Source organism: Nostoc sp., assembly GCF_036916655.1.
Taxonomy (GTDB): domain Bacteria; phylum Cyanobacteriota; class Cyanobacteriia; order Cyanobacteriales; family Nostocaceae; genus Nostoc.
Window position 1 is genome coordinate 1 of the sequence record NZ_JBALFY010000030.1, and the last position, 26,151, is coordinate 26,151.

At 40.7% G+C, this 26,151-nt stretch carries 14 protein-coding genes and 3 pseudogenes; 6 read left to right on the forward strand and 11 right to left on the reverse strand.

From position 1 onward, the window contains the following. Positions 1–401 precede the first annotated feature (401 nt). Positions 402–1,004, forward strand: a complete 603-nt coding sequence (locus V7L31_RS08875) for a DUF2996 domain-containing protein (protein WP_334695880.1) — start codon at positions 402–404, stop codon at positions 1,002–1,004. Positions 1,005–1,318: 314 nt separating this feature from the next. Here the strand turns inward: V7L31_RS08875 and V7L31_RS08880 are convergent. The 3 genes and pseudogenes from V7L31_RS08880 to V7L31_RS08890 form a co-directional block, all read right to left on the reverse strand. Then, positions 1,319–2,137, reverse strand: a pseudogene (locus V7L31_RS08880) (protein kinase domain-containing protein); the annotation flags it as partial. 168 nt (positions 2,138–2,305) lie between these two features. Next, positions 2,306–2,470 (reverse strand): annotated as a pseudogene (locus V7L31_RS08885) (NINE protein); the annotation flags it as partial. A 574-nt stretch (positions 2,471–3,044) separates the two neighbouring features. After that, a complete protein-coding gene (locus tag V7L31_RS08890) occupies positions 3,045–3,191 on the reverse strand; it encodes a hypothetical protein (protein WP_334695881.1) in 147 nt (48 codons plus the stop codon). Between the two features lie 46 nt (positions 3,192–3,237). Between V7L31_RS08890 and acsF the strand changes: the two genes are divergently transcribed. Beyond that, positions 3,238–4,314: a magnesium-protoporphyrin IX monomethyl ester (oxidative) cyclase gene (gene acsF, locus V7L31_RS08895; protein WP_334695882.1), complete on the forward strand. Its 1,077-nt coding sequence runs from the start codon at positions 3,238–3,240 to the stop codon at positions 4,312–4,314. A 256-nt stretch (positions 4,315–4,570) separates the two neighbouring features. On the opposite strand, the gene V7L31_RS08900 is transcribed toward acsF, so the two are convergent. The 4 genes from V7L31_RS08900 to V7L31_RS08915 all read right to left on the reverse strand — a co-directional run bounded on the left by V7L31_RS08900 (position 4,571) and on the right by V7L31_RS08915 (position 10,984). Further along, complete coding sequence (locus tag V7L31_RS08900) at positions 4,571–7,183, reverse strand: COR domain-containing protein (RefSeq protein ID WP_334695883.1); 2,613 nt, start codon at positions 7,181–7,183, stop codon at positions 4,571–4,573. Between the two features lie 837 nt (positions 7,184–8,020). Continuing rightward, on the reverse strand, positions 8,021–8,644 hold the full coding sequence (locus V7L31_RS08905) for a Uma2 family endonuclease (RefSeq protein ID WP_334695884.1): 624 nt from the start codon (positions 8,642–8,644) through the stop codon (positions 8,021–8,023). 85 nt (positions 8,645–8,729) lie between these two features. Continuing rightward, the gene (locus V7L31_RS08910; protein WP_334695885.1) at positions 8,730–9,548 is read right to left on the reverse strand and encodes a type 1 glutamine amidotransferase; all 819 of its coding nucleotides are present in this window, start codon (positions 9,546–9,548) and stop codon (positions 8,730–8,732) included. Between the two features lie 98 nt (positions 9,549–9,646). Then, positions 9,647–10,984, reverse strand: coding sequence for a Mur ligase family protein (locus V7L31_RS08915; protein WP_334695886.1), 1,338 nt, complete (start codon positions 10,982–10,984; stop codon positions 9,647–9,649). A 287-nt stretch (positions 10,985–11,271) separates the two neighbouring features. Here V7L31_RS08915 and V7L31_RS08920 point away from each other — a divergent pair, with 287 nt between their 5' ends. Further along, entirely contained in the window at positions 11,272–11,859 is a 588-nt protein-coding gene (locus V7L31_RS08920) for a thylakoid membrane photosystem I accumulation factor (protein ID WP_334695887.1), read from the forward strand. Positions 11,860–12,029: 170 nt separating this feature from the next. Then, complete coding sequence (locus tag V7L31_RS08925; RefSeq protein ID WP_334695888.1) at positions 12,030–12,638, forward strand: hypothetical protein; 609 nt, start codon at positions 12,030–12,032, stop codon at positions 12,636–12,638. Positions 12,639–12,743: 105 nt separating this feature from the next. Here the strand turns inward: V7L31_RS08925 and V7L31_RS08930 are convergent. Next, positions 12,744–13,369, reverse strand: a pseudogene (locus tag V7L31_RS08930) (ISAs1 family transposase); the annotation flags it as partial. A 580-nt stretch (positions 13,370–13,949) separates the two neighbouring features. On the opposite strand from V7L31_RS08930, the gene V7L31_RS08935 reads away from it, so the two are divergent. Together V7L31_RS08935 and V7L31_RS08940 are read left to right on the forward strand one after the other, a co-directional pair. Next, positions 13,950–14,984, forward strand: a complete 1,035-nt coding sequence (locus tag V7L31_RS08935) for a methyltransferase (protein WP_334695889.1) — start codon at positions 13,950–13,952, stop codon at positions 14,982–14,984. Between the two features lie 508 nt (positions 14,985–15,492). Further along, positions 15,493–16,551, forward strand: coding sequence for an NAD-dependent epimerase/dehydratase family protein (locus V7L31_RS08940; RefSeq protein WP_334695890.1), 1,059 nt, complete (start codon positions 15,493–15,495; stop codon positions 16,549–16,551). A 331-nt stretch (positions 16,552–16,882) separates the two neighbouring features. On the opposite strand, the gene V7L31_RS08945 is transcribed toward V7L31_RS08940, so the two are convergent. The 3 genes from V7L31_RS08945 to glyS all read right to left on the reverse strand — a co-directional run bounded on the left by V7L31_RS08945 (position 16,883) and on the right by glyS (position 26,095). After that, positions 16,883–22,273: a trifunctional serine/threonine-protein kinase/ATP-binding protein/sensor histidine kinase gene (locus V7L31_RS08945; protein WP_334695891.1), complete on the reverse strand. Its 5,391-nt coding sequence runs from the start codon at positions 22,271–22,273 to the stop codon at positions 16,883–16,885. A gap of 138 nt (positions 22,274–22,411) precedes the next feature. After that, positions 22,412–23,857, reverse strand: coding sequence for a UDP-N-acetylmuramoyl-L-alanine--D-glutamate ligase (murD, locus tag V7L31_RS08950; protein ID WP_334695892.1), 1,446 nt, complete (start codon positions 23,855–23,857; stop codon positions 22,412–22,414). Between the two features lie 84 nt (positions 23,858–23,941). Next, complete coding sequence (glyS, locus tag V7L31_RS08955) at positions 23,942–26,095, reverse strand: glycine--tRNA ligase subunit beta (RefSeq protein ID WP_334695893.1); 2,154 nt, start codon at positions 26,093–26,095, stop codon at positions 23,942–23,944. Between the last annotated feature and the right edge of the window lie 56 nt (positions 26,096–26,151).

The following is a 26,151-nucleotide window of genomic DNA, read 5'->3' on the forward strand; positions in this document are numbered from 1 at the left end:
AATGAAGCAACCGCAAAATCTTGGGATTGCTTTGCTACACTCCGTTTCGCTCGCAATGACAGCTTTTGGATCAATCATTCTGTGGAGTTCTCTTAAAGGAGGCGGAAGAATTTTAGATTTTGGATTTTGGATTTTGGATTGAATATCTAAAACCGCAAATCCAAACTTGTAGAGACGGCGATTTATCGCGTCTCTCTAACTGCCAAATTCATTTTGTTGGGCTGCTAGAACCGCGACTTCTTCAAGAAGTCGCGGTTCTGGGGATCTTGCTAGGCGCAGCGTCTCGTAGAGAGCGTCATTTTGAATTCCGCCTTGCGGTACTAGTATGTCAAAATAAAAATACCCGATACATCAAGGTGAGCGATCGCTCCCAAAGCTAGATTAAAGGATTGACCTGAGCAATGGCAGACGAAACCAATCACAATCAAGTTCCTAGTACAGACTCATCCGAAGCCACAGACCTCCCTACTGCCAACACGCCAGATCCTAAAGCCGCAAACCCCGAAGATAATCCTAATGCTGCTAAACCACCCAAGCGAGAAAAACCCGCAGTAGGCGAAAAACCAGCCGCCGACGCAACGGAAGAAAAACCAGCCGCCGCTAAAGCCGCCAAAAAAGAAAAAGCCCCATCTGTTGAAGATAAGCCATTTGTACAGTTCATTGAGCAAGACTACTTGCCAGCTTTACAAAAAGCGATCGCTCAAAAAGGTGTGCAAGATTTACAGGTGTCTTTTGCCAAGCAGAAAGTACCAATCACTGGCTTTGAATCCGCCGAAGAATGGTGGCAAATTATCGGCAGTTGGTCGGAAACTGGTCGGCGTCAGTTTAATCTGTATTTCCCCGAAGAAGATATTCAAGGAAAAAAGGGATTTTCTTGTAATGAAGGCAAAAAACCTAGCACTCTTGAGTCATTCTTAATCGATGAGCGCAGAATTACCCTCGATTTGTTGGTATTTGGCTTAGTTCAGCGATTAGATGGTCAAAAGTGGTTAGGTAGAAATTAGTCATTGGTCATTGGTCATTGGTCATTAGTTTTTAACAAAGGACAAATGACTAAGGACAAATGACAATAATTAAAGTTCGTAGAAATGGTAGGTGACGACTCCAACATTGGGGTCGTTATCAATAACTAAAATTTTGCATTAAATTATCGATAAAATTCAGGAGTCAGAATTTAGAATGAATTCTGTATTACTGGTGGATAGCGACTATTTGTACCCTTACAGGGAAGCAAGCTACGCTTTTAGCATCCGTCTTGATTCTGACTCCTGTTAGCGATAGCGGGGCGTTTAGCCCATTCTGAATTCTGAATTCTTCAAGAGTGTTTATTTAAGTCTTTAAGAACTTCATCTACTGTTTGATAACGTCGAATGGGAATACTTTCTAGCATCTTGTTAAGAATGCGACTCAACTTATGACTAACAGGAGTTTTTAAGTATTGCTGCCAAACCCAAGTATCGTTATTAATATCATAAGAATCGAAGGGCGATCGCCCAGTTAATAAATTAATGCAAGTAGCACCTAAACTGTAAATATCGCTGGCAAAAACAGCTCTACCTCTCATTTGTTCAGGTGCCACATATTCAGGACTACCAATACTTGTACCAGTTCTATTTAAGGCGGTGCTAGTGGCAGATTTAGCAGCGCCAAAATCTACTAATACTAATTTGCGTTGGGTTTCGCTCTTACGTAAAATAATATTTTCTGGCTTGATATCGCGGTGAATTACTTTTCTGGCGTGACAGAATTGTAATACTGGTAATAAATCATTTAATAATTGCCATATTTGCGTTTCATTAAAAGTACCTCTATCTGCTAACTCTTGAGCTAAATTTTGCCCGTCGATAAATTCTTGTACAAGATACTGCTCGTTTTCTTGGGTAAAATATGCCAGTAGTTCAGGAATTTGGGGATGTTTGCCTAATAAATCTAACTGTACTGCTTCTTGATTAAATAATTCTATGGCTTTTGCAAGAGTGCCAGTACCTTGAGCTTGAGGATAAAATTGTTTAATTACGCATAATGGTTTTGAAGGTTTATCTTCATCTACAGCTAAGAAGGTTTTACCAAAACCACCTTGTCCTATTTGTTTGATCGCACGATAACGTTCTTTGAGGAGTAAGTTATCACCCTTGCTTTTTGCCGTTTCGATGAGTTCAATCATGAGTTTGTTGCTTGTTGGCTCGTGGACTTGAGAGGCAACCACTGCTTGATTTAACGGTACACCCAAGGGAGATACACCTACTTTTAATCTCAGCTTATGCTCGTATTTATCAACCATCTCAGGGATGATGAACAAATCTAAAAGCTGCCCTATACCAAACACACCACCAGTCAACAGCCAGAATAAACCACTTACGATCTTGCCATTGTAAAAACGGTGCAGTCCTCCTAATCCTAGAAAGACGGCTGCACACAAGATGTAAGAAACAAGAAGTCGGCTTTTACGCTGATTGTTTTCAAGATTCATCTTGTTTTCAACCCTTTGGATTTGCTCTTGTTGTCTAAGAGGTTGTTTGAAAAGTCTAATTTATTACTTGCCCAGGCGATTAGAAATCGCGGCTACACAGGCAAAACCCATCTCCGTGGGTTGAAAACCCTGATTTTGTGTTGGTCTGCGGAGGCGCACAATGCTAGTGTAGTAGCAAACTATATTCGCCCAAAACTTTTCAAACTATCTAACCTACTAACCTATAGTCACTGAAAAGAGTGTAACATATTACTAAATATTTAATTTTTTTAAGTAATTATGCTAGTTGTCGATTGTTAATAAATTAACGATCGCTTTAATCCATCAAACTCCATAAATTTTTTATTGTAGTAACAACCACGGCAAATTACTGAATTTATAGCTTTTTAGATACAGAAAATGCGTGTTGATTTACTGAATCGAAACAATGGCGATCGCTAAAACTACCTTTGCTTAACTGCCAATCTGCGATTGTTGATCCCTCAAACATTGAATTATTGTTGCAACTCTTAATGTTTTGCTTATAAGTTTCTAACCCGCACCTTGGTAGACTGAACTTTATACAATTGGATTATTATGGGCTGTTACGGTTTGCCAGAGCATTACCCTTGGCTTTCTGGTAAGTCAGTCCGGTCTTCTCCCAAAGGGAGAGGCTAGCGCCAAAGGGGTTTCCCCATGAGGAACTACCGTTAACGTAGCGGTAGGGACGTAATAGCGTCACCCGAAAGGTCTACTTAAGATAATAAAGACGAAAGAGAAATCAAGACATGGTAGATTCCCTCAAAAAACCAGGCTTTGAAGAAATCCGGCCAGGGATTAAAGTCCCGGCAAAAGAAACCCTGTTAACACCTCGGTTTTATACTACCGATTTTGATGAAATGGCACGGATGGATATCTCCGTCAACGAAGACGAGTTACAAGCCATTCTCGAAGAGTTCCGCACTGACTACAACCGCCACCACTTTGTTCGCGATGCCGAGTTTGAACAATCCTGGGATCATATTGACGGGGAAACTCGCAAGTTGTTCGTTGAATTTCTAGAACGTTCTTGTACGGCAGAGTTTTCCGGCTTTTTGCTGTATAAAGAACTTGGTCGTCGCTTGAAAGGCAAAAGCCCCGTTTTGGCAGAGTGTTTTAACCTGATGTCACGGGATGAAGCACGTCACGCTGGCTTTTTGAACAAAGCTTTGTCGGACTTTAATATGTCCCTAGATTTAGGGTTTTTGACTAAGAGCCGCAGTTATACTTTCTTCAAACCGAAATTCATCTTCTACGCCACTTATCTTTCTGAAAAGATTGGTTATTGGCGCTATATCACCATTTTTCGCCATTTAGAAACACATCCCGAAGACCGGGTTTATCCAATCTTCCGGTTCTTTGAAAACTGGTGTCAAGATGAAAATCGTCACGGCGATTTCTTTGATGCGATCATGAAATCTCAGCCGCAAATGTTGAATGATTGGAAAGCACGGCTGTGGAGTCGGTTCTTCCTATTGTCGGTGTTTGCGACCATGTATCTCAATGACATCCAACGCAAGGACTTTTATGCCACCCTTGGACTGGATGCACGAGAATACGATATCCATGTAATTGAAAAGACCAACGAGAATGCAGGTAGGGTGTTCCCGCTGATGCTGGATGTAGAAAATCCAGAGTTTTATCAGCGCTTGGATGTTTGTGTAAGCAATAATGAGAAGTTGGGTGCGATCGCTAATTCCAACACTCCCAAATTCCTGCAATTCTTCCAAAAATTACCGCTTTACATTTCCAATGGCTGGCAGTTATTGCGGCTATATCTAATGAAACCGATTGATACTGTTTCTTATCAAGGAGCAGTTCGTTAACTTATAACAGGTTTGCGAAAGCTTTAGTGGTTCTGCTGATTGCAGAACCACTTTTTTGTTTAATAAACAGCCTCTTAGGGTGTTTAAAAAGTCTAATTTAATACCAGGCGATTAGAAACCGCGTCTACACAGACAAAACCCACGGAGGTGGGTTTCAAACCCTCAATTTTTTCTTAGTCCGCGCAGGCGGACTACCCTGCGGGAAGCCGCAAAGCGTCTATGTTTGTATAGCCGCGAATTCCATTCGCCGGGGCTTTTATTTGTTGCCTTGAAACTGCTTAATAATATTACTAATTAAAGGCAACTGTTCCAGTACCATTTTTGTTAAATCTACAAAAGATTTCTCAGATAGGCGGTCATCTTGACGGAGTTGCAGAACGCCTATTAAGACGATAAATATTGCTGTACCAATAATTGCTAAAGCTAGATAATGAAATGGTAGCGAACCACCAAAGAATGCAATTAAACAAAATACAACTACAAATACAAATAAATAGAACATTCCATTTCTAAACGCAAACGGAAGCGTAACCTGCACTTCTGGTTTAGAATTATCTTCCTGTTTAGATGGTTCTGTCATAAAATTATTCTCTTGCTTTGATGGCTGAATTACATTATTAATTGTTACAACGACATTTTCCCTTCTTGTCTCAGAGTAATTAGGCAGAAAATCGCCACCCATCTGCTGTTCTGCTTTCAGTAACTCCTTTCTGTCCATCACATCATCAATTAAGCCCAAGACATTAACCATTTGATAGCTTTTTTGACATTGAATGCGTTCTTGCCTATCGGCTACAAACTGTCGCAATATCTCAAAAGGGTAAAAGTGTGGCTCTTGGCTATCTTTGCAGGTGTCACAATTACAGGGGATTAACTTGTTATACTTTAACCGCTGATACGAGTCATGAATTTTATCGAGTTCATGTGTAACTATGGTCATCAAATCTCTTTTGTGACGACCTGAGACTCGAATCTTAATCTCCCGCTTACCGTAATATTCAATCACCTCTGCCTTTGTCTGGTCTTTGCTGAGAACAACGCCGCTTTTCCAGACACATTGTTGTTCATTCATTAACTCATGCATGGCAACGATGAACTGGGTGATGATGCCCTTGGGCATGAAGTCGTAAGTGTAACGCAGAATCAGGTTGTTGGTTTCATCCCAGTTATATGAGGATTGGTTAGCAGATAGCAGTTGTGGGGCAATATACTTTCCTTGGCTTCTAGGAATTTCGTAGCACAGCTTGAAGTTGATCATCAAGCGCAAGAGTTCATCATGCATCGTGGCGTATTCGTCTTCACACCAGATGTTTGCCAAGTCAGACCGGGTGAAACTGCCTAGATTGCTAATCACCTTTTCATTATCCAGCACTTTGTAGACTGCATCAGTTCCCCACTTGGGTTTGAGGATAACAGTCTTGTTCAAAAGTGGGTCTTCTTGGAAGTGCAAGCATACTCCCAAATTGTGCAGATAGCTGTTCAACTGCAAGTTGTCATTTCTTTGGGTGAACCCATTTCTTTGGCAGATGTTCAGGTATTCATCTAAGCCGATGTAATTGCGTTTGTCACTCTCCAAAGCTTCCCGGACTCTAACCCAGGTTTTTGGGAGGGGACTGCCAATATGGGGCAGACTTTTAACGTAATGCTTGATTTGTTCTAAAACTTGTTCTAAACCCCTGTTGGTAGCAAGGTTTGTTGGTAAAGTCTCCTTCAAATTAGTAAACTGCCCCCGTAATTCACGTTCATTGATTTCTCGGTGGCGGTTTTGTTTCTCATTTTTGATGATTAGCAACGGACTGTTATCGCTCAACAGTTCTACTACATTCAACCAGTAATAAAAATCCGTGTCTTCCTTGCGGGTATCTGCTACTAAAACGTAGAGAGAACGCTTAGTAAGGAAAAACTGGTGAGTAGCATGGTAAATCTCTTGTCCACCAAAATCCCAGATGTTGACTCGAAATTCTCGCTGATTTTCTATTGGGAAACGCCACTGTATAACCTCAATTCCCTTTGTAGTGTCTTCTTCTCGGAGTTGATAATTTGGATTTTCAATTTTCTTCGCCAGTGTTGTCTTCCCTGCGCCTCCTTCACCAACAATTAGTAACTTTGCTTCATACAGATAATCTGTGCCTTCTGTTGTCAATTGTCGGAAATAATCCTTAATCGCCTGAAGACCTTGTTTAACAATTTCTGGTGGTGGCTTTTCGATGGCATTGCCGCTTAAATTCAGGTAGGTGAGTTGTGGCAGGCTGGCGATCGCTTCTGGCAGTGTCGTTAATCGGTTGCTCCTTAAATTCAGGGAAGTGAGTTGTTGTAGGCGGGCGATCGCTTCTGGCAGCGTCGTTAATTGGTTGTCGGCTAAACCCAGGTAAGTGAGTTTTTGCAGGCGGGCGATCGCTTCTGGCAGCGTCGTTAATTGGTTGCAGCTTAAACCCAGGGCAGTGAGTTGTTGCAAGCGGGCGATCGCTTCTGGCAACTCCGTTAATTGGTTGCGGCTTAAATACAGGGTGGTGAGTTGTTGGAAACTGGCGATCGCTTCTGGCAACTCCGTTAATTGGTTGCGGCTTAAATACAGGGTGGTGAGTTGTTGGAGACTGGCGATCGCTTCTGGCAACTCCGTTAATTGGTTGCCGCTTAAATCCAGGAAAGTGAGTTGTGGCAGGCGGGCGATCGTTTCTGGCAGTGTCCTTAATCCGTTGCCGCTTAAATTCAAAACCTCCAACCATTCCAGTTCAAACACCTCAGCAGGAACCTCTGTTAATTTTTCCTTGTTATGAGTACCCAGATGATTGCTTAAATCTAATTCTTTAAGCCGTTTCTTTTTCGCTTCTCGGATTTTTTCAAGGAAACGTTGAGGCGTGTTTGCCATACTGAGGTTCACCTGTTAACGAAAGTTATATGTAATGCCCCTGATTTGCTGGACAATTTTGCAACCACTAATATTTTGCACTAATCCCAATAACCGCCACAGGTTTTAGTCCACTTGAGTGGCTTTGGCTATTGGTTCCTAGAATTTCGAGTTTCAGGCGATCGCAGTTACTAATTAACCCTCTTCTGTCACTCTCCGGGAGGGCGATCGCTAGAAGCCTGATGAGGCAATCAATACAAGCTATACTATTAGAAAAAAATTGGTCTTGTATTTGTTATTAGAAAAGAATCGCGCGATCACTTGCTATACAAAAGCTCTAGAATCCAGAAATGGCAAATGTTTTCGGAGAGTGACAAAAGAGGGTTAAGAATGCTGCAAGATATCAGAGCAATCTACTATCCTGTGTAAGACTACGCGATCGCTAAGAATTTTTACTGAATCTAAAAATAATTTATCATTACCAATAGCTTTAATTGACTTCTAAACGAGTCTTCGATACTCGTGAATGAGTCTTTGACACTCGTGGACGAGTCTTTGACACTCGTGGACGAGTCTTTGATACTCGCGGACGAGTCTTTGACACTCGTGAACAAGTCTTTAATACTCGTGGACGAGTCTTTGATACTCGTGGACGAGTCTTTGATACTCGTGGACGAGTCTTTGATACTCGCGGATGAGTCTTTGATACTCGCGGATGAGTCTTTGATACTCGCGGATGAGTCTTTGATACTCGCGGATGAGTCTTTGATACTCGCGGACGAGTCTTTGATACTCGCGGACGAGTCTTTGATACTCGCGGACGAGTCTTTGATACTCTTTTACTTTTTTAGCCCTTGTTTACGCGACTTCTCCAGCCCGAAAAATCTGTTCAGCAGTTAAATTCAACTCTGGGAACGCTGGGGATTGAATGCGATCGCTTCCCCTAAATTGCTTAACCTGATACTCACCTTCAATTAATTGGTAAATCGAGATAGTTGGTTGTTTAGGATTGCCAATAAAGCGCCTACCACCTAAACCTAAATAATCTACAATCCAATATTCTGGAATGCCCAAAGATTCGTAATCTTCAAGCTTCAATGCATAATCATCACTCCAGTTAGTTGAAACAACTTCTACAACCAACTTGACGGAACTACCCCGCGTGATGATAGATTCTTTTTTCCACCGAGGTTCATCCATAACAGCTTGTCTATCAAGAACTATGACATCTGGTTCATAACCTGAATCAGTGTTAACTGATTTGATGACGCATTCTTTAGGGATAAACCAAGGGATTGACAAACGGGTTATTTCAATAAACAAAGAACCATTGATAAACCCAGCTATCTCTGAGTGCTTCCCTCTTGGCTTAGGCATTTCAACAATTACCCCATCATGTAGTTCATAATGCCTGTCTGAAGATTCGGGATACCAGGCGATAAATTCATCAAATGTTACTTGTTTGGTTAAGGCTTGAGTCATACTTTGCCCTCTCGCTTTATGTCAAATTTGACCCCTCTCCAAACCTCTCCCCGACACGAAGAGAGGCTTAATCAGCGAACTGAGGTTATACTTTCGCCGCAGCAGCACTTGGTAAACTCACTTTCAATCGCTTAAACATCGCTTCTCTTGCTTGTGCAGCGAGGCTATCGTCAAAAGGTTTTAAGGTAATTTCCTGTTGATACTTTAGCCGCAGCGCTGTTTGAATTAACCAATCTGCAACAAAGGGATTTTTCGGTAATAAAGGGCCGTGAGAATAAGTAGCGATCGCATTTTGATAAAATGCTCCTTCCGTCCCATCTTCACCATTATTTCCCAAACCGTACACCACACGCCCCAAAGCTTCCACTTTTCCCAACTTGGTACGTCCGCCGTGATTTTCAAAGCCTACCAAATATGGTGTGCTACCCGTCATCTCTTTTAAATCTCGCGCTAGACGTGAAGCTGTCACTTCAATTACCAAGTTACCAATACAGCGCTTAGTATTTTCACCAGGATGCACAGAAACTAAATCGAGTATTCCCAAACCATCAATTCTTTGTCCCAAGCCTGGTTCATAATAATGTCCCAGTAATTGGGGTGAACCACAAGTAAATACTCCTGGTGTGCCATTTTCGATTTTGTCGCGCATTGCATCAGCTTTTGCACCTTGCAAATCACGCATGACAATCTCTTGCTGGCGGTCTTGCGCGCCACCACCGACGATGACATCTACAGTTCTAATATCTGCGGCTGTGGAATTTTGATCTAGGGGTAATACTTTCACATCGTATCCCCGCCATTGAGCGCGACGTTCTATAGTAATTACATTACCGCGATCGCCATAAGTACTCATCAGCGTCGGATAAAGCCAACCAATTGTTAATTCTAAATTTTGAGAAGTCATAAATTTAGGGAATGGGGAATAGGGAATAGGGAATGGGGAATGGGGAATTGGAAATTGGACGATCACAAATGACAAATGACAAATGACAAATGACAAATTTAAAGAATTTTACGACCAGTCAGAACCTCTCGCACTTCTAGCATGGCTGAATAGGTGGGCAGAATGTGCAGAGTTTCATTCTCTGGTGTATGCTCTAATGCAGTAGCGATCGCTTGTCGCAAATCTTCTTCGACAATCAAATTTAAGTTACTCTCAGGGGACTTTTGGCTGTAACGTAGACGTAGAGCCATATCGTAGACGCGATCGCCACTCACTACTAAAGTCCCGCCGCGTTCGACTAATTTCTCGGTGTCTACGTCCCAAATCCAGGATACATCAGTGCCATCGGGCGTGCGATCGTTCAATACCAGTAGTGTGGTTTTATCTGTGCTTTGAGTAACTACGCGAATGGTTTCATTCGTTCCTACAGGATTTTTTGATAACAATATCCGTACTCGTTTACCGTTAATTACTAAATCTTCAGCCCGACCAAAGGCAGCTTGAAAAGTATTAATAGTATCTCTGATTGTTACTTCATCAACTCCCAATTCTATAGCCGCAGTTGCAGCCGCCAAAGTATTATATTTGTTGTACAAACCAACCAGAATTTGCGACCATTCATTACTTTCGAGAGTCGGTTTACTTTTAGTAAAACCACATTTAGGACAAGTAAAATCTCCCAAATGAGACAAATAAACACCCTTGTAATCTAGAGAATGTCCGCATTTTGGACAATAAATAGAATCAACAGCGTGAGGAATTGCTTCTAGATAATGTTCTGGTTCATTCAAGCCAAAGAATAACACCCGTTGAGGTAACTGCTGACCGAGGTTAGATAAAGTTGGGTCATCAGCATTGGGAATTACTACCGTTTCTGCTGGTAGGGTAGAAATAACTTTTGTCCAACGCTTACTGATTGTATCTACTTCCCCGTACCTATCAAGTTGGTCGCGGAACAAGTTTAAACAGAGAATGATTCGCGGCTGGAGTGGCGCTAATACTCTTGGTACAATATTTTCATCAACTTCCAAGATGGCGTAATCAGTATTTAGCGTACCTAGTAAGTTGGTGCTTTCTAAAAGCGCCGTCATCAAGCCATTTTCCAGATTTGCACCTGTAGAATTATGAGTGACACGAAAACCCTTGCGTTCTAATATCGTGCATAAAAGCAGCGCTGTAGTGGTTTTACCGTTAGTACCAGCAATTAAAATCACTCCGTTTTTAACTTGCTGACTCAATAATTGTAAAAGTCTGGGTTCAATGCGACGAGCAATCGAGCCTGGTAACACACTAGCAGCACCCAGACGGAGCGATCGCACAATAAAGGTCACACTCTTTGCTACTGACACCGCGAAACCCAATCGCAGCCTATCTATGAATTGTATTTTGTTTCCCACATCTGTACCCTAGTCTTCTGCCGGTTGCTAATTAAAAGTGCAAATTTAATCTTGTGAGTTTAGCGAATCCTGGCTGAAAAAGCCAGTATTCGCAATTTGAGATTTTGGATTGTTGCGCTACTTTACCTCTGTTTTGACTTGCGCGTAGCGATACCAGCCACTTGCGAGAGATAATCTCAGTAGGCGTTATCTTAAAAAATAGTGCGTGGGCGTAATTACATATCCAGCCCAGTTGGCCAAATTCAGCACAAACTCACAACAAGTAGTAGCTTGCAAGGTTCTTTTTGATGAATAGCACAAAGTTTCTTTTTTTACATAAACAAATTACTGGCTGGCGAAGGTGGTTGTCCAAATGCCTGTTGTTGCTTGTAAGTCTTTTCATTATAAGTATGCAACCTGCATCTGCTGGTCTTAATAATGATTTATATGATGGCAACATCTTTGTCGTTTATGCTGGTAATGGTTCATTGGTTCCTCCCAGACAGACACTCGCACAGACTTTAGCGGAACATAAACCCGTATTTTTAGCTTTCTATCTGGATGATAGTAGCGATTCCAAAAGATATGCCATTTCCATTTCACGGGTACAGGAATTCTATGGTCGGGTAGCAGAGATTATGCCGATTAATGTAGATACTATCCCGCCTAAAGAGAGCTACGACCCAACAGAACCAGGATATTACTTTGCTGGGAGTGTTCCTCAAGTCGTGGTGTTAAATAAATCAGGTGAGGTAGTTTTGAATAAAAAGGGTCAAGTACCTTTTGAAGATATAGACGATCAATTTCGTAAAATCTTTGATTTATTACCACGGACTGAAACAGCACAGCTAAAGCGGCGAGCCTTTAATGAGTTTAGCAGTGAGTTAGCTAAATAACTTATAGGGTAGACCAAATTGGTCTACCCTCATTTTTAGTGATATCTGTTACTACATTACCGCCGATGTCAAAGCATAATGATTAGAAAGTTAATCTATAGTCTATAAGTCCGTAGCAACTGACTAATGACTAATGACCAATGACCAATGACTAAATAGAGTGTATTCTGATGTCAAAGGTTTACACCACCCAAGAACTAATTCAAATTTTGGCAGCCGAACGCCAAGCTTGCCTCAAGGGAAAACGCCTAAAATTAGAAATAAAAGTTTCTGGCAATCCTGTAATTGACCAGTTTATCAGCACTGATGGGTTGCAACAGTTTACTGCCTATCAAGATTTCAAAACTGCAATTCACGAGTATCAGAAAGAAAATGGAGTTTCCGGTATTATTTGGCGAGAAGTGACAGTTAAAGGAAAAAACTTGCACTATCCCGAAATAGATACTGAGTTAATTGCCCTCAATGGTGACTTAGAGATATTAAAAGCCGCTAAAAATTCCATCGTAGAATTTTGGTATGAAGTCACTATCGGAATGGATTTATACTTGAGTTTCAATAATAGTAAACAACACCAACAAATTGTCACATCTGATTTAGAGAGAATTGTTCAAAGAACAGAGTGGGCAAGTTTGTGCAAGTGGGAAAATTCTAACTTTTTGGAAATGATTTTGCAGCTAGGATGGGGTAAACCAGAAGAAGCTTATTATAAACGAGGAAGACCGCGATCGGGTAGTGAATATATTCACGCAGTCAATCCCGGAAATCGCCCTATTGGTTGACTTCAGATAATTCCCAATTTTTTGCTCTTTTCTTTTCCTAAAGCATTAACTGCTATATGACGCAGAACTGCAAAGTTTTGTGGCGCATTATCTTTCCTTATTTGACTTTTCTACAATTGATTTTACTATCTCTTTTTGACATCCCATCGCATCAATTGTTACTAAACATCCGGCTATATCTAATACTTTGATTAATTCCGGTATCGCTGTAATTTCATTTGATTTTTCTTCTACCTTACATTGTCCTAACACTAATCTGTTATTAGTAGCCCACGCACTTACCCTTCGGGTTCGCCAGTCGCTACAACGGAGGGAACCCCCGCAACGCGCTGGCTCACCATGTGAATAGCACCTTTATCTTTTCCTATATCATAAGAATGCCTTAATGTCTTACCATCTATTGCTATCACCTCCCCTTCTGTAATTTTATTTATAGATTTTATCCAATTCAAAAAACTATTCTGAAATTGTTGGGGTTCTATTATCGCAAATACTCTGGCAAATGTGTCATGAGATGGAATTCCATTTGGTAATTCTAAAAATTTTTTAAGCCATTCTTGTTTGATTTTTCCATAAGCCTCCATCAATACCCAACTATCTGCTCCACAAATCACTGCACAAATCGCAATGGTAACTATCTCAATTAATTTATGCTTTTTGGTACGCTCAACTCTCTTGTCTTCTAAATCTTTAAAATGATCTGCGATTGTGATTTTCGGTGGTAGCTTCATTTCTAGATTTTGTCTCATTCAAATGAATTGAGAATACCACTTCCACCCCATTTTATTGATTCTTACAGAACCGATTTTACATCAAATCTTCTTTATATACATCTATTACATTCATATCAACCTACCAATACTTCCTTTTTCTGCATTCATATAAGTTACATTTTGTCAAAACAAATTAGATGCGTTTCCCCTGCCCTATATAGTAAGACTTTCAAGCTTATCCCAGTTTTCGGCTCGCTTGCTACTCAAGCCCCATTTCCAATATTTTGGTACTTATATAAATAGATAATTACTGATCCTTTTTTTAAAATTTTAGGTTATTAATTTAGTTAAGGAAGGAGTCAAAATAAATTCGGTTTTAGGAGATGTTTTCACAAGAGATGACACGCTCAATCTGATATTGAAACAACGTAAAATCAGGGATTTTAAAACATCTGCGTTACATAACTTGATAACGTGTTCCATTTTGCCGTTATCTCGGCAGATATCCTCTATGGGATGATTTTTTCTGTCCAGTTCCCTTAGCCTTTCTCTTCAATAACCCATCACTGATGCAGCCCACCTACTTAGCCTGCTGCGTATGCCACCATATATTCAACAAGTAAATTTCCCTTCAGCAACTTGTGATGACCGATTACTATGGGATACATGGATGTCCATCTTCCATTTTCCTACGCTTACTGTTGCAGATGAACTAGGGCTATTTCCTCTATTAGAAAAGTCTCCGGCAACGGCCGCTGAAGTAGCGAAAAGCCTTTGTTTAGGAAACCGTTCTACTGAAGCACTCTTGGGAGTCCTGACATCAATCGGTTATCTGGTTCAGCATTCAGGAACGTTTTACATCACTGATGTGTCGAGAAATTTCCTCCTTCCCAATAGCCCTTACTATTGGGGTGGAATATTACATTTAATGCGAACTAATCCACTATCTCACTCATCTCTGCTAGAGGCATTACAAAAAGATAAGTCTACCATCTACAAAGATCAAGATATTTGGGAAGCTCACGAGATAGATCCAGAACAAGCCAAAGCCTTTACCAGACACATGCACAGCCAGACAATCTCTCCCGCCTTATGTGCTGCTAAAACAGGAGACTTTGCAGATGTCAAACATCTTCTTGATGTGGGTGGTGGCTCTGGTGCTTTTAGTTTTGCCTTGGCTCAACATTATCCAGAAATACGTTGCACTGTCTTAGAACTGCCAGTAGTTTGTAGGATAACAGAAGAATACATTTCTTCGGCTAGACTCCAAGAACAAATAGATACTTTAGAAGCAGATTTCTTTAAAGACCCCTTTCCTAAAGGTTACGATGCAATTTTATTCAGTAATATCTTTCATGACTGGGGGCGAGAAAAATGTCTCCACTTGGCACGTAGTAGCTTTGAAGCATTGCCAAAAGGAGGTCATATCTACCTTCATGAAATATTGCTGTCAGATAGTAAAGATAGTCCTTTAGTTGCAACTTCATTTTCGATGTGCATGGTTTGGATGGCTGAGGGCAAGCAATTCACAGGTGATGAGCTTCATCAATTGCTGACAGAATGTGGATTTGAAGATATATTAGTCACCCCAACCTCCGGTTACTATTCTCTCGTCAGTGGTAGAAAACCATAGATAAAGGCGATATCAATTTTCAAACAACCGCTGTTTTGCTCCGAAGAGCTTTTAGGTATAGAGCCTGCTGTAGCATGTTGACTGCTTGGATTACCTCGTGTGTCTAGTAGTCTGTCAAATTCATTTTGACGGTTAGAGAGACGCGATAAATCGCCGTCTCTACAGGTATTTATCCATCAATTATTTATTGACAGATTACTAGGAGCAAGACTTTAGAAATCAGCCAATGGCAAAGTAAGCGCTCGTTCATAGATTTACCGCGATCGCCACGTCAATCTAATTGCCTTGCGAGACACCCAAAAAGCCTTACGAGTCTTTTGGTGCGAACTAGCGCTCACCCGTCCGATGGCAAAGTATTTTACTCGCCATTCACTGACAGCAGAGACGGTTAACTCCCGATTCGCCCATTATTTATGGAGTTAGAAAAAAGCTAATTAGGCTTTTACTTCTCAATCTAAATGCTGCATAAGCAAACAAAATCTACATCAGAAAAAATATTGGGTTTTATATGTTTTCAGATCAGATAAAAGACAGCTTAAGCAATAAAGTGTGGCTCGTAACTGGAGCTAGTGGGTACGTAAGTTCAGAATTATGTAAAAAAATCAAAGCAGATTATCCTCATATTTATTTGATAGCAACGGATGTAAAAGCTCCTAATCATCATTGGTATGATGAGTTTATTACTAGCTCTTTAGAGATTCCTGACAACGAGGTGGTTCAGAAAATTTTAACAAGCCAGATTGATCTGGTAATCCATCTGGCGGGTGTTGCAGTTGAAGGATGGTGTTTTGAGAACCCTTTTCAAACTTGTGAATACAATATACGTGCAGTCTATATTCTATTAGAAGCCATACGAAAAAGTACTTACTCATGTTCTATGATTTTAAGTACAACAGATAAGGTCTATGGACGGGATGCAACCGAAATCAAACCCTATCTTGAAGATGAACCTTTGATGGCAAAAAATATCTATGAAACCTCTAAAATCTGTGCGGATTTGATATCGCAATCATATTATCTGACTTATCAAATACCATTAGCAATCGTGCGTTTTGCTAATATTTACGGGGGTCTTGACAGAAATAGTTCACGTCTGGTACCACGTACTATACAAAGATTACAAAATGGTCTTACTCCTGAATTACGTTTGACAAAAAGCGGTCAGGAATATACGCGAGATTTTATTCATATCTCTGATGTTATTGAAGGTATTATTGTGGTAGCCAAAGCCTTATTAGAGCCGAAGCAAAATATTATTGGTGAAATATTTAATATTAGCAGTGGTAAAGAATATAGGGTAAGAGATATCATAGAGAGTATCATTAGTGTCTTCAAACCAGGTGAGAAATATGTCGAGGTTGAAGAAGGAGTAAAATATTTAGAGATTGTCAATCAGTGCGCTAGTAATAATAAGATGAAACAGTTATTAGGATGGGAACCCAAAATATCCTTAATAGATGGGCTGCTAATGATTAAAAATGAGTACGTGGATCAACTTCAGGCGGGACACAATTATACAGCCAGGGCTATTTCATTTTCATCTAGCCCGCCTCAAAATGAATTCTGAGTCTAAGAGGTTATTTGAAAAGTCTAAATTAATACCAGCCCCGGCGATTAGAAATCGCGGCTACACAGACGAAACCCACCTTCGTGGGTTGAAGACATTGATTTTGTGTGAGTACGCAAAGGTGGACAATACCAGTGTGGTAGCGAATTATATTCGCTCAAAACTTTTCAAACATCCTCTAATAGCGAAAGTCGTCTTTAGACGACTTAAGAATTGGTTATAGTCAGTTTTAACTGACTTTAGCTATTAGCCCTACACTTCAGTGTTGGGCGGTTTATGCCTAGACTGAAATAGTCCTGCTTTACCCCTATTCTTAGATATGCAAATCAATTTACACTGGTATTTTAATGACAAATTCTGTACCATTTCCTGGAGCCGAAATACAGTTTAACTGACCTCGATGTTGTTCTACGACAATTGAATAGCTAATTGACAATCCTAAACCTGTGCCACTGCCTACAGGTTTCGTAGTAAAAAATGGTTCAAATATCTTATTTCGTACTGATTCGTTCATCCCCATCCCGTTGTCGATAATCTGGATAGAAATATATTTTTGCTCTTGGATTTGAGTACGAATTGTAATAGTGGGTTTTTGATTAACATCTAATTCTTTTAGGGCATCAATGGCATTACTGAGTATATTCATGAATACCTGGTTTAAAGCAGATGGATAACAATTAACTAAAGGCATTTGACTGTATTCTTTAATGATTGTAATCTCTGTATTTTTGCTACTATTTTTGAGCCGATGCTGTAAAATTAACAGCGTGCTATCAATACCCTCGTGAATATCTACTGCTTTGATTTCCGATTCATCTAAACGGGAAAAATTACGCAGCGATAAAACAATTTGGCGGATACGTTCTGCTCCTAATTTCATCGATTCAAACAGCTTTTGTAAATCATTAACTAAAAAATATAGTTCCACATCAGCAATTTTTTCTTCAATTTCTGGGATTGGTTGTGGGTAGTTATTTTGGTATAAATGATTTAATTCAATTAAGGATGTCACGTATTGACTCGCTGGTTCGAGGTTGCCATAGATGAAATTAATCGGATTATTAATTTCGTGGGCAATACCAGCAACTAATTGTCCCAAACTGGACATTTTTTCCGCTTGAATTAGTTGGGATTGAGTACGTTGTAATTCTTGTAATGTTGATTCTAGCTGCGTTGCTTTTTGTGTGAGTTCTTGGGTGCGTTCGGAGATTTTTTGCTCCAAACTATAGGAATATTCCTCTAATTGACAATACAACTGGGCATTTTCCAAGGAAATAGCTGCTTGGGCGGTGAGGAGTTGAATGACTTGCAGGCGATCGCTCGTAAATGCTCCTGTGGTAAGATTATTTTCTAAGTACAGGATGCCAATTAATTTTCCTTGCTGGCTAATGGGAGTACATAACACGGATTTGGGTTGGTGGGTAGTAACATAGCGATCGCCTGCAAATTGTGGTGAATCCCTCAAGTTTTCAAACACAGTCGTCTCTTGTGTCCGCGCTACCGCATAAATAACACTTTGGGGAATTTCCTGACATTGTTCGAGGAGGATTTCTAACCTGTGTGTTTGCTCTGAATCGGCTTGAGCAACTACTAACCATTGTTCGTCTTGGCGGAGAATTAAACAACCGATTTGCGCTCCCGCCGAAGTGATCGCCATCTGTATCAAGGTTGCTAACAGTTTTTCTAACTCAATTTCTTGTGAGATCGCTTGCGCTGCTTTGATTACCGCCGGAACATCTAACCATAAATTCTGGCTGCTATTGACGTTAGTGAAACTTCTCATCAAGGTTTGGGCGATGGTTCCCTCATGGGTAACGGGAAGGGAAGGGGGTGGGAGCATCGCCGCTAGTAGTTGGGGATATTGTTGTTCTAAATGGGTAATTTTGGCTTTTGCACCCCAACGAGCGTAGCCGTAGTAAGCTTCCTGCATATAGCTGGCGGCAACTTTCTCTTTACCCCAATCTAGGTAAAATTTAGCTGCAAGTTCATTGGCTAAGGCTTCTTCTTGGATATAGCCGTTTTCCTTGGCGAGAGCGATCGCGCGATCGTAATATTCGATGGCTTCGCTTTTCTCTCCCAAAACTCGACAAATTTCAGCTTTGACTAGATAAAATTTGTGGAGGATATTCATTGGGGCATGATTAGCCCAGATTTCTAATTGACTTTGATTTTTCCTGACTAGATCGAGATATCCTGAACGTTCCTCTGGTTCTAATGTTTGGACAAGCCCCAATAGTGCCAGCGATAGATAGAAATTATGCACCGTAGGATAGATTTTGCCAATTACAAAATCAAGGTAAATGCTAGCCTCATTTGCATTTTCAATGGCTTTTGCATAGTCACCCTTGAAGTAATTTAGTTGGCACTTAGCAAAGTAAGCACTAAACAAAGGTAGATTATATTGCTTCTCTTTCAAACTATGGAAAGTATCTGCCTCATTGAGATTTTCAAGGGTAATCTGTACATCTCCAATGTGGGAATTTTTCAGGTTTATTCCTATCTGCTGCCAGATAGCAAGATCGTCATGTATATACTCAATCTTGCGGCTTAATGCCAGATATTTTTCGTATTTTGCATTCACATCATCAAGAAATGCACCTGTTAGGAAATAATAATGGCAGTAATCTTTTAAGCTGTACATAGCATATTCTATATCCCCTGTGTCTAAACCGCTTTGAATGGACTCTAGCAAGCCATCAATCGTTGCAGAAATAGGTTCTTTCCAGGGACATATCATCGAATAGAAGAGAGCATATACCTTGCTTTTTAAGAAACGAGCATCGTATTTTTCCAGAATTTTGAGCGAAAGTTGACCAAATTGATAACCCAGTTCAATATCGCCCATAAATCCACAGAGTAAGACACCATAAAAAGCATAGGTGAACGTAGCAATCGGTGAATTGCCATGCTGAGTGGATAATTTGAGCATGGTTAGGGTGACTGGCAACATGAGTCCGGGCTGGGCAACATAGGCAGCACCAATCACCGACATGAGAATTTCCATTGCTTTGAGTTTGGCAGGATTACTCATCTCTGGGAGGTTTAATAGTTGCTCAAAATCAACACTGCTAGGAGGTTCGGATTCTAATGGAATATCTAATAAGTTCAGAGCCACCAAAGCAGTTTCGATAGAAGTTTGGGGTTGTCCAGAGGCAGTATTTATTCGCATCTTTAGCTCATAAGCTGCACATTTATCGAGTAAAATATCCGTTTGCTCAATAACTGTTTCGATTAAACTAGATGCCAACTCAAAATGACCTGCAAGCGTTTCAACTTCTGCTCTTCCTAGAAACAATTTTAAAGATAGCTGATACTGCTTTTCCCAATAGCCTGTTGCTAATAAATCAATACCAGCAACAAAGTAGTTAGAAGCAGCTTTATAAGCAGTAGAAATTCTGGCTTTATTTCCTGTAGCCAAGTTTAACTGGGCAAGTTCTTCACGTTTCGAGGGGTTAACAATTAATGAACTGCCGATATTCAGGTGATGAACAATTTCAAAAAGCTGATTTTCCCTATCGACCTCTGAGAGATTCTCTAGGAGTAAGTTGCCAATACGATAATGAGTAGATTGCTTCTGATCTTGAGGAATCAAAGAATAAGTAGCTTGTTGGACGCGATCGTGCAAGAATTTATACTTAGCTGTCTGGCGATGCCTAGGTTGGGCAGAGCGATAGTTAATTTGATTGTGTTCATAACTATCTTGATAAAATTTATAAACCTCACTTTGGGGTAAAATCAAATCTGACTGCAAAGCAGCCCATAAATCAGTAGCCGTTTCTACCTCAGATAATTCGCAAACAATCGCCAATGTTTGTAAATCAAATTGATTGCCAATACAAGCAGCTAACTTTAAAACCTCTTGTGTTGATTTTGGCAGTTTTTGTAACTGTAATGCCATAAATTCAACCACATCCGAAGTGAACACTCGCTGAGTCACTGCTGCAATATCACATTGCCAACAGCCTAAATCAAAGTCAAATTTAATTAGTCCATCTTGATGCAATGCTTTGAGAAATTGTGTAGCAAAAAAAGGATTACCTTGAGTTTTCTTCTCTACCAATTTAGAAAGAGGTAATGCCAAATTTTCTGCACACTTAAGTGTCTGGGCAACTAACTTATTCACCTTATCTTGATTCAGTGGAGCTAAAGTAATAGTATTAATAGTTGCCGACGTTTTTTCAATTTCGCTCAAAGTCAACATTAACGGATGAGCTGGATTGACTTCGTTATCACGGTATGCACCAATTAAGAAAAGATATCCTGTATCAGCCATTAATAGCTGCATTAACTTCAGTGATGCCGAATCAGCCCATTGCAAATCATCTAAAAACATCACTAATGGATGTTCTTTACTAGTCAAGACTTGGGTGAATTTCTGGAATAATAAATTAAATCTATTTTGTGCCGTAGTTCCTGATAATTCCTGTGCTGGTGCTTGAGTACCAATAATTCTTTCTAATTCGGGAATAACTTCAACAATTACTTGTCCGTTTTCACCTACAGCCTCTAAAATTTTGGTTTTCCATTGTTGGATTTTGGCATCACTTTCTGTTAACAATTGCCCCATTAAATCCCGGAATGCTTGCACAAATGCAGAAAAGGGAATATTTCTATTAAATTGGTCAAATTTTCCTTTGATAAAATAACCACGTTGTCTAACAATGGGTTTATGAACTTCGTTAACAACTGCTGTTTTGCCAATACCCGAAAAACCAGCTACCAACATCATTTCAGTTGTCCCCGTGCTGATGCGCTCGAATGCTTGGAATAGGGTTTCTACTTCGGTTTCTCGTCCATAAAGTTTATCAGGGATAATAAAGCTGTCACAAATATCCCGCTTCCCAATCTCAAAGTTTTCAACTTTACCAGTTTCTTGGATGTTGTACAAACATTTTTCTAAATCATGCTTTAAACCTAAAGCACTTTGATATCTATCTTCGGCATTTTTTGCCATCAATTTGATGACGATATCAGAAATAACTTGGGGAATTTCTTTGCTGTCAACTAATGCTGGTGCTTGTTTTGCAATATGACAATGCACCAATTCCATTGGTTCATTTGACTCAAAGGGCAACTTTCCTGTGAGCAATTCGTAAAAAGTTACACCCAAAGAATAAAAGTCAGTCCGGTAATCAATTCCCCGATTCATCCTTCCTGTTTGTTCTGGAGAAATATAAGCAAGTGTACCCTCTAATACATTAGGGCTGATGAGCGTTTGGATTTCTCGTGGTAACAAAGAGGCAATACTAAAGTCAATTAGTTTTACTTGTTTGGTTTCGGAGTTAATTAAAATATTGCTGGGTTTAATATCTTTATGAATAATTCTCTGACGGTAAAGAATATCTAAAATATCACATAGAGATATGGCTATTTGTAAAAATTCATCTAGAGACGCGACATTATTATTGTTAGTGAAATAATCCTTGAGGGAAATTCCCCCAAAGTCTTCCATCACCAATATATAACTATTCTGGTACGGTTCTAGGCTGTAGGTGTGGATGATTCCTTTTAAGTTGAGATTTTTGGCAATGGTGTATTGATTGCGAAATTGTACGAGTTCGCTAAAGCTGGGATAAGGATTTTTCAGCAGCTTGATAACTACTCTTAAGGAGTCGATTTCTCGATACCCTCGAAAAACAAGGGTTCTGGAACCGTTGTAGAGTTCTTCAGTTATGTAATATCCGGGAATACTAACGGGAATACTAATTAGATTGCTAACCATACTGCTAAATCCTGATGATTTCTGGATTTAGTATTCCCATATAGGACTCCTATTTGATTTGTGAACAACTAATTTGTCTCGTAAATGAGTGCCTTTGTTCAAAATTTACTGAGGACATAGTTTTTTTGGAAGAATGCCTTAAAAGGGAGCCACGTACATATAATTTCCCGCCCAAGCAAGGCATAGATGACGGAAGCGATCGCCCCTCACCTCAAAATTTGGGTACTGATCGAAACTCGCGCAAGCCGGAGATAGCAATACCACAGGCGCTTGATACTGCTTGGCTAATTCTGCCGACTTGGGAACTGCCCTTTCCATTGTTTCCACAATATGGTAATTGTGATACCCCACCTCTCGCAGACGTTTAGCAAATGCGGGTGCAGCAGAACCAATCAATAACACAGCAGCAGCTTTGGTTTGAATTTGTGCTAGCCAGGCAGTATCATCTCCGGCTTTGGCTTCTCCACCAGCAATTAAAATCGCTGGACTGTTAACTGATGCTAAACCAACTTCAGCAGCATCGTAGTTAGTAGCTTTGCTGTCGTTAATGAAATCAATACCTTCCCATGTGCAGATATGCTCCAAACGATGGGCAACACCAGGAAATTCCCGAATTGCAAGTGCGATCGCATCACGATTAATTCCCGCTAATCTTGCTGTTGCTACTGCCATCAAAAGATTTTGCTGGTTATGTACTCCCACCATTCGCAAACTAGATACTTTCACAATCGCTTCTGGTGCAGAGGTTGCAGTCAATTTTTCCACAACCCAGCCGTCTTCGATGTAAAAGCCTTTTTCGCTAATCAGGAAATCTTTGCCTCTGACACTTGTCCAATAGGCATCAGGCCAAGCACTTAAACCTAGCTGGCTCAAGTAGGTATCATCGCCATTGAATACTTGCAATTCTGACTGACGCAATAGCTTGGCTTTGATGTTGTAATAGTTCTCTAAAGTTTTATGGCGACTGAGGTGATCCGGCGTGAAAGTCGTCCAAACACCGATCCGGGGAGCAAGAGAGACGGAAGATTCTATTTGATAACTACTAACTTCCGCAATCACCCAATCAACATGATTTTGGATCGCAGTTCCTTCACCTCTGCCCCCCTGCCCCTCTGCCCCCCTGCCCCTCTGAGATAGGGCAACATCACAAGCAGCATAGCCAATATTCCCGCAGGCTGGTGCATTTAATTCTGCTGCTTGGAAAATGGCAGCAATTAAAGCTGTAGTAGTAGTTTTGCCGTTAGTGCCGGTAATTCCTACCCAAGGTAGCGATTGTAAATTTCGCCAAGCGAGTTCCATTTCGCCAATGGTTTCAATACCTAACTGGCGTGCCTCAACTAACACGGGAATATCCCAAGGCACGCCAGGACTAACGACTATTAATTGGGGTAAATTAGCACCATTTAATTCTAGAGATTGGCCGAGTTTTACGGTTATTTGCTCGGCAGCGAGTTCTTGTTGTTGTTTCAGGAGGGTTTCGGAGGTGTTGCCATCACTCAGCTCTACCTCCCAACCTTCCCGTTTCAACAATCTCGCCGCAGCAACACCGGACTTTCCCAATCCAATAACAGTAGCTCTAGGCATAGATTGCAGCAGAGTGTCCCTGGTTAAGCACTCCCTATACTAGCGTTTATTGGCAAAAATTACACCAGTTTTTGTTGACCTACGCTACAGATTTTTAACGATCGCACCAAAGTCAGCTAAAACACGGGCATGATTGCGAACTAGTCCCAGCAGATGTAACCGATTACGCTTAATTTCTGGATCGGAGTCCATAACTAAAACGCTATCTGGGCCATCAAAGAAGTTACTAACTGCCGGAGCAATTTTTGTGAGTGCTGCTACTAACAGTTGATAATTTCGTGTCTGCTGTGCTGCTTGAGTTTCCGGTACTGAATCGATTAAGGCTTTATACAAAGCACTCTCAGAGGGTTTTTGGAATAATTCTTGACGAACTACGGTTGTTGGTTCTAGCTGTTTTGTATCCAAATCGCCTTGAGCCGCTAATCGTGTGGAACGGTTAACGGTTTCGTAGATGTTATCTAAGGTACTGTCGTTGCGGATTTGTTGTAAGTATAAGGCGCGATCGCGTACATCCAATAAATCCTTTAACGTCCGTTCTGTGTATTCTGGGTCATTTTCTCCCAAAACTGCATTTACTAAGTCGTAATCAATCTGCTTTTCTTCTTGTAGTAAAGTGCGGATGCGTTGCAAGAAAAACTCTTGTAATGCTGTGGTTAATGATGTCTGTTCTTTGTGATATTTGGCTGCAAAATCTGTTGCTATCTGCTTCAATAAATCATCTAAATTTATCGGCAAGTTATCAAACCAAACAATTTTAACTACAGCATTGGCAGCACGACGCAAGGCAAAGGGATCGGATGAACCAGAGGGAATTAAACCTAAACCAAAGATGCTCACTAAAGTATCTAATCTATCTGCCAAACCGACAATTTTACCTGTGAGTGTTCCTGGTAAAATATCACCGGCTCCCTTTGGCAAATAATGTTGATAAATTGCTTTTGCTACTTCGGCATCTTCACCACTAGCTAAGGCATATTTTTCTCCCATAATGCCTTGCAATTCTGGGAATTCATATACCATTTGTGTCACCAAATCTGCTTTACACAATAAAGCAGCACGTTGGATTCTTTGGCTTTGATTTTCCCCTAGTTTTAATTGATTGCTAATTTGTTCGGCAATTTGAACTATTCTATCTACCTTGGCGCGTACCGAACCCAATTCTTCTTGAAAAGTGACTTTTTCCAACTGGGGTAAAAAGCTATCTATTGGCTTAGTTAAATCAGCTTCGTAGAAAAATCTACCATCAGCTAATCTGGCACGAATTACCCTTTCATTTCCCACGGCAACAATATCTGATTTTTTCGGATCGCCGTTAGAAATGGTGATGAAGTTGGGCAATAATTCTTGTTCAAAACTCCCTGGTTTGAATACAGGAAAATAACGCTGATGAGTAACCATGACTTCAGTAATTACCTCAGTTGGTAATTCCAAAAATTCTGGTTCAAATTTTCCGACAACTGCGGAGGGATATTCTACAAGGTTGATTACTTCTGCTAACAAATCGGGGTAAATTACTGTATACCCACCTAAATTTTCTGCAACTGCATTTACTTGCTCTTTAATCAGATTTGCCCGTTCTTCTGGGTCAACGTTGACATAAGCAGACTTGAGGGCGGTAACATAATCAGTAGCCTGGGTAATTGTCACAGATTCAGGATGTAAGACCCGATGACCTTGAGAAATGCGATCGCTCTGAACCGTTTTAGAACCATTGACTAATTCTAGAGGCAGCACTGTCTCATCTAACAAAGCTACCAGCCAACGAATTGGTCGGGAAAACCTCGCATCCCCATTTCCCCAACGCATCAACCGCTTACCCTCTAAACCCCAAATCCACTGGGGAACAAGTTCGGTCAAAATTTCCGCCACAGGACGACCGATAATTTTTTTCAGAACAAAGACAAATTCCCCTTTGTCAGTGGGGCGAACAGACAACGCATCCAGTTCCACACCTTGCTTTTTGGCAAAGCCTGCGGCGGCGGCTGTCGGCTGACCATCTTTAAAGGCGGCTTGGGCGGGGGGGCCTTTAATTTCTTCTTCTCGGTCTGGTTGCTGCGATGGTAGCCCTGTAATTAATACCGCCAACCGCCGAGGAGTACCATACACCTGGACATTTGCGCCCTTGAGGCTGTTTGCTTCCAGGCTTTGGGGAATGCGTTCCTGCCATTGCACTAAAGCATCACTGAGAAAACTTGCAGGTAGTTCTTCTGTACCAACTTCTAATAGAAACCCAGGCATATAACACTGTTTTCAACTTTGCGTAGCTCAACTTTATCAGTTATTCTCAGGCGATC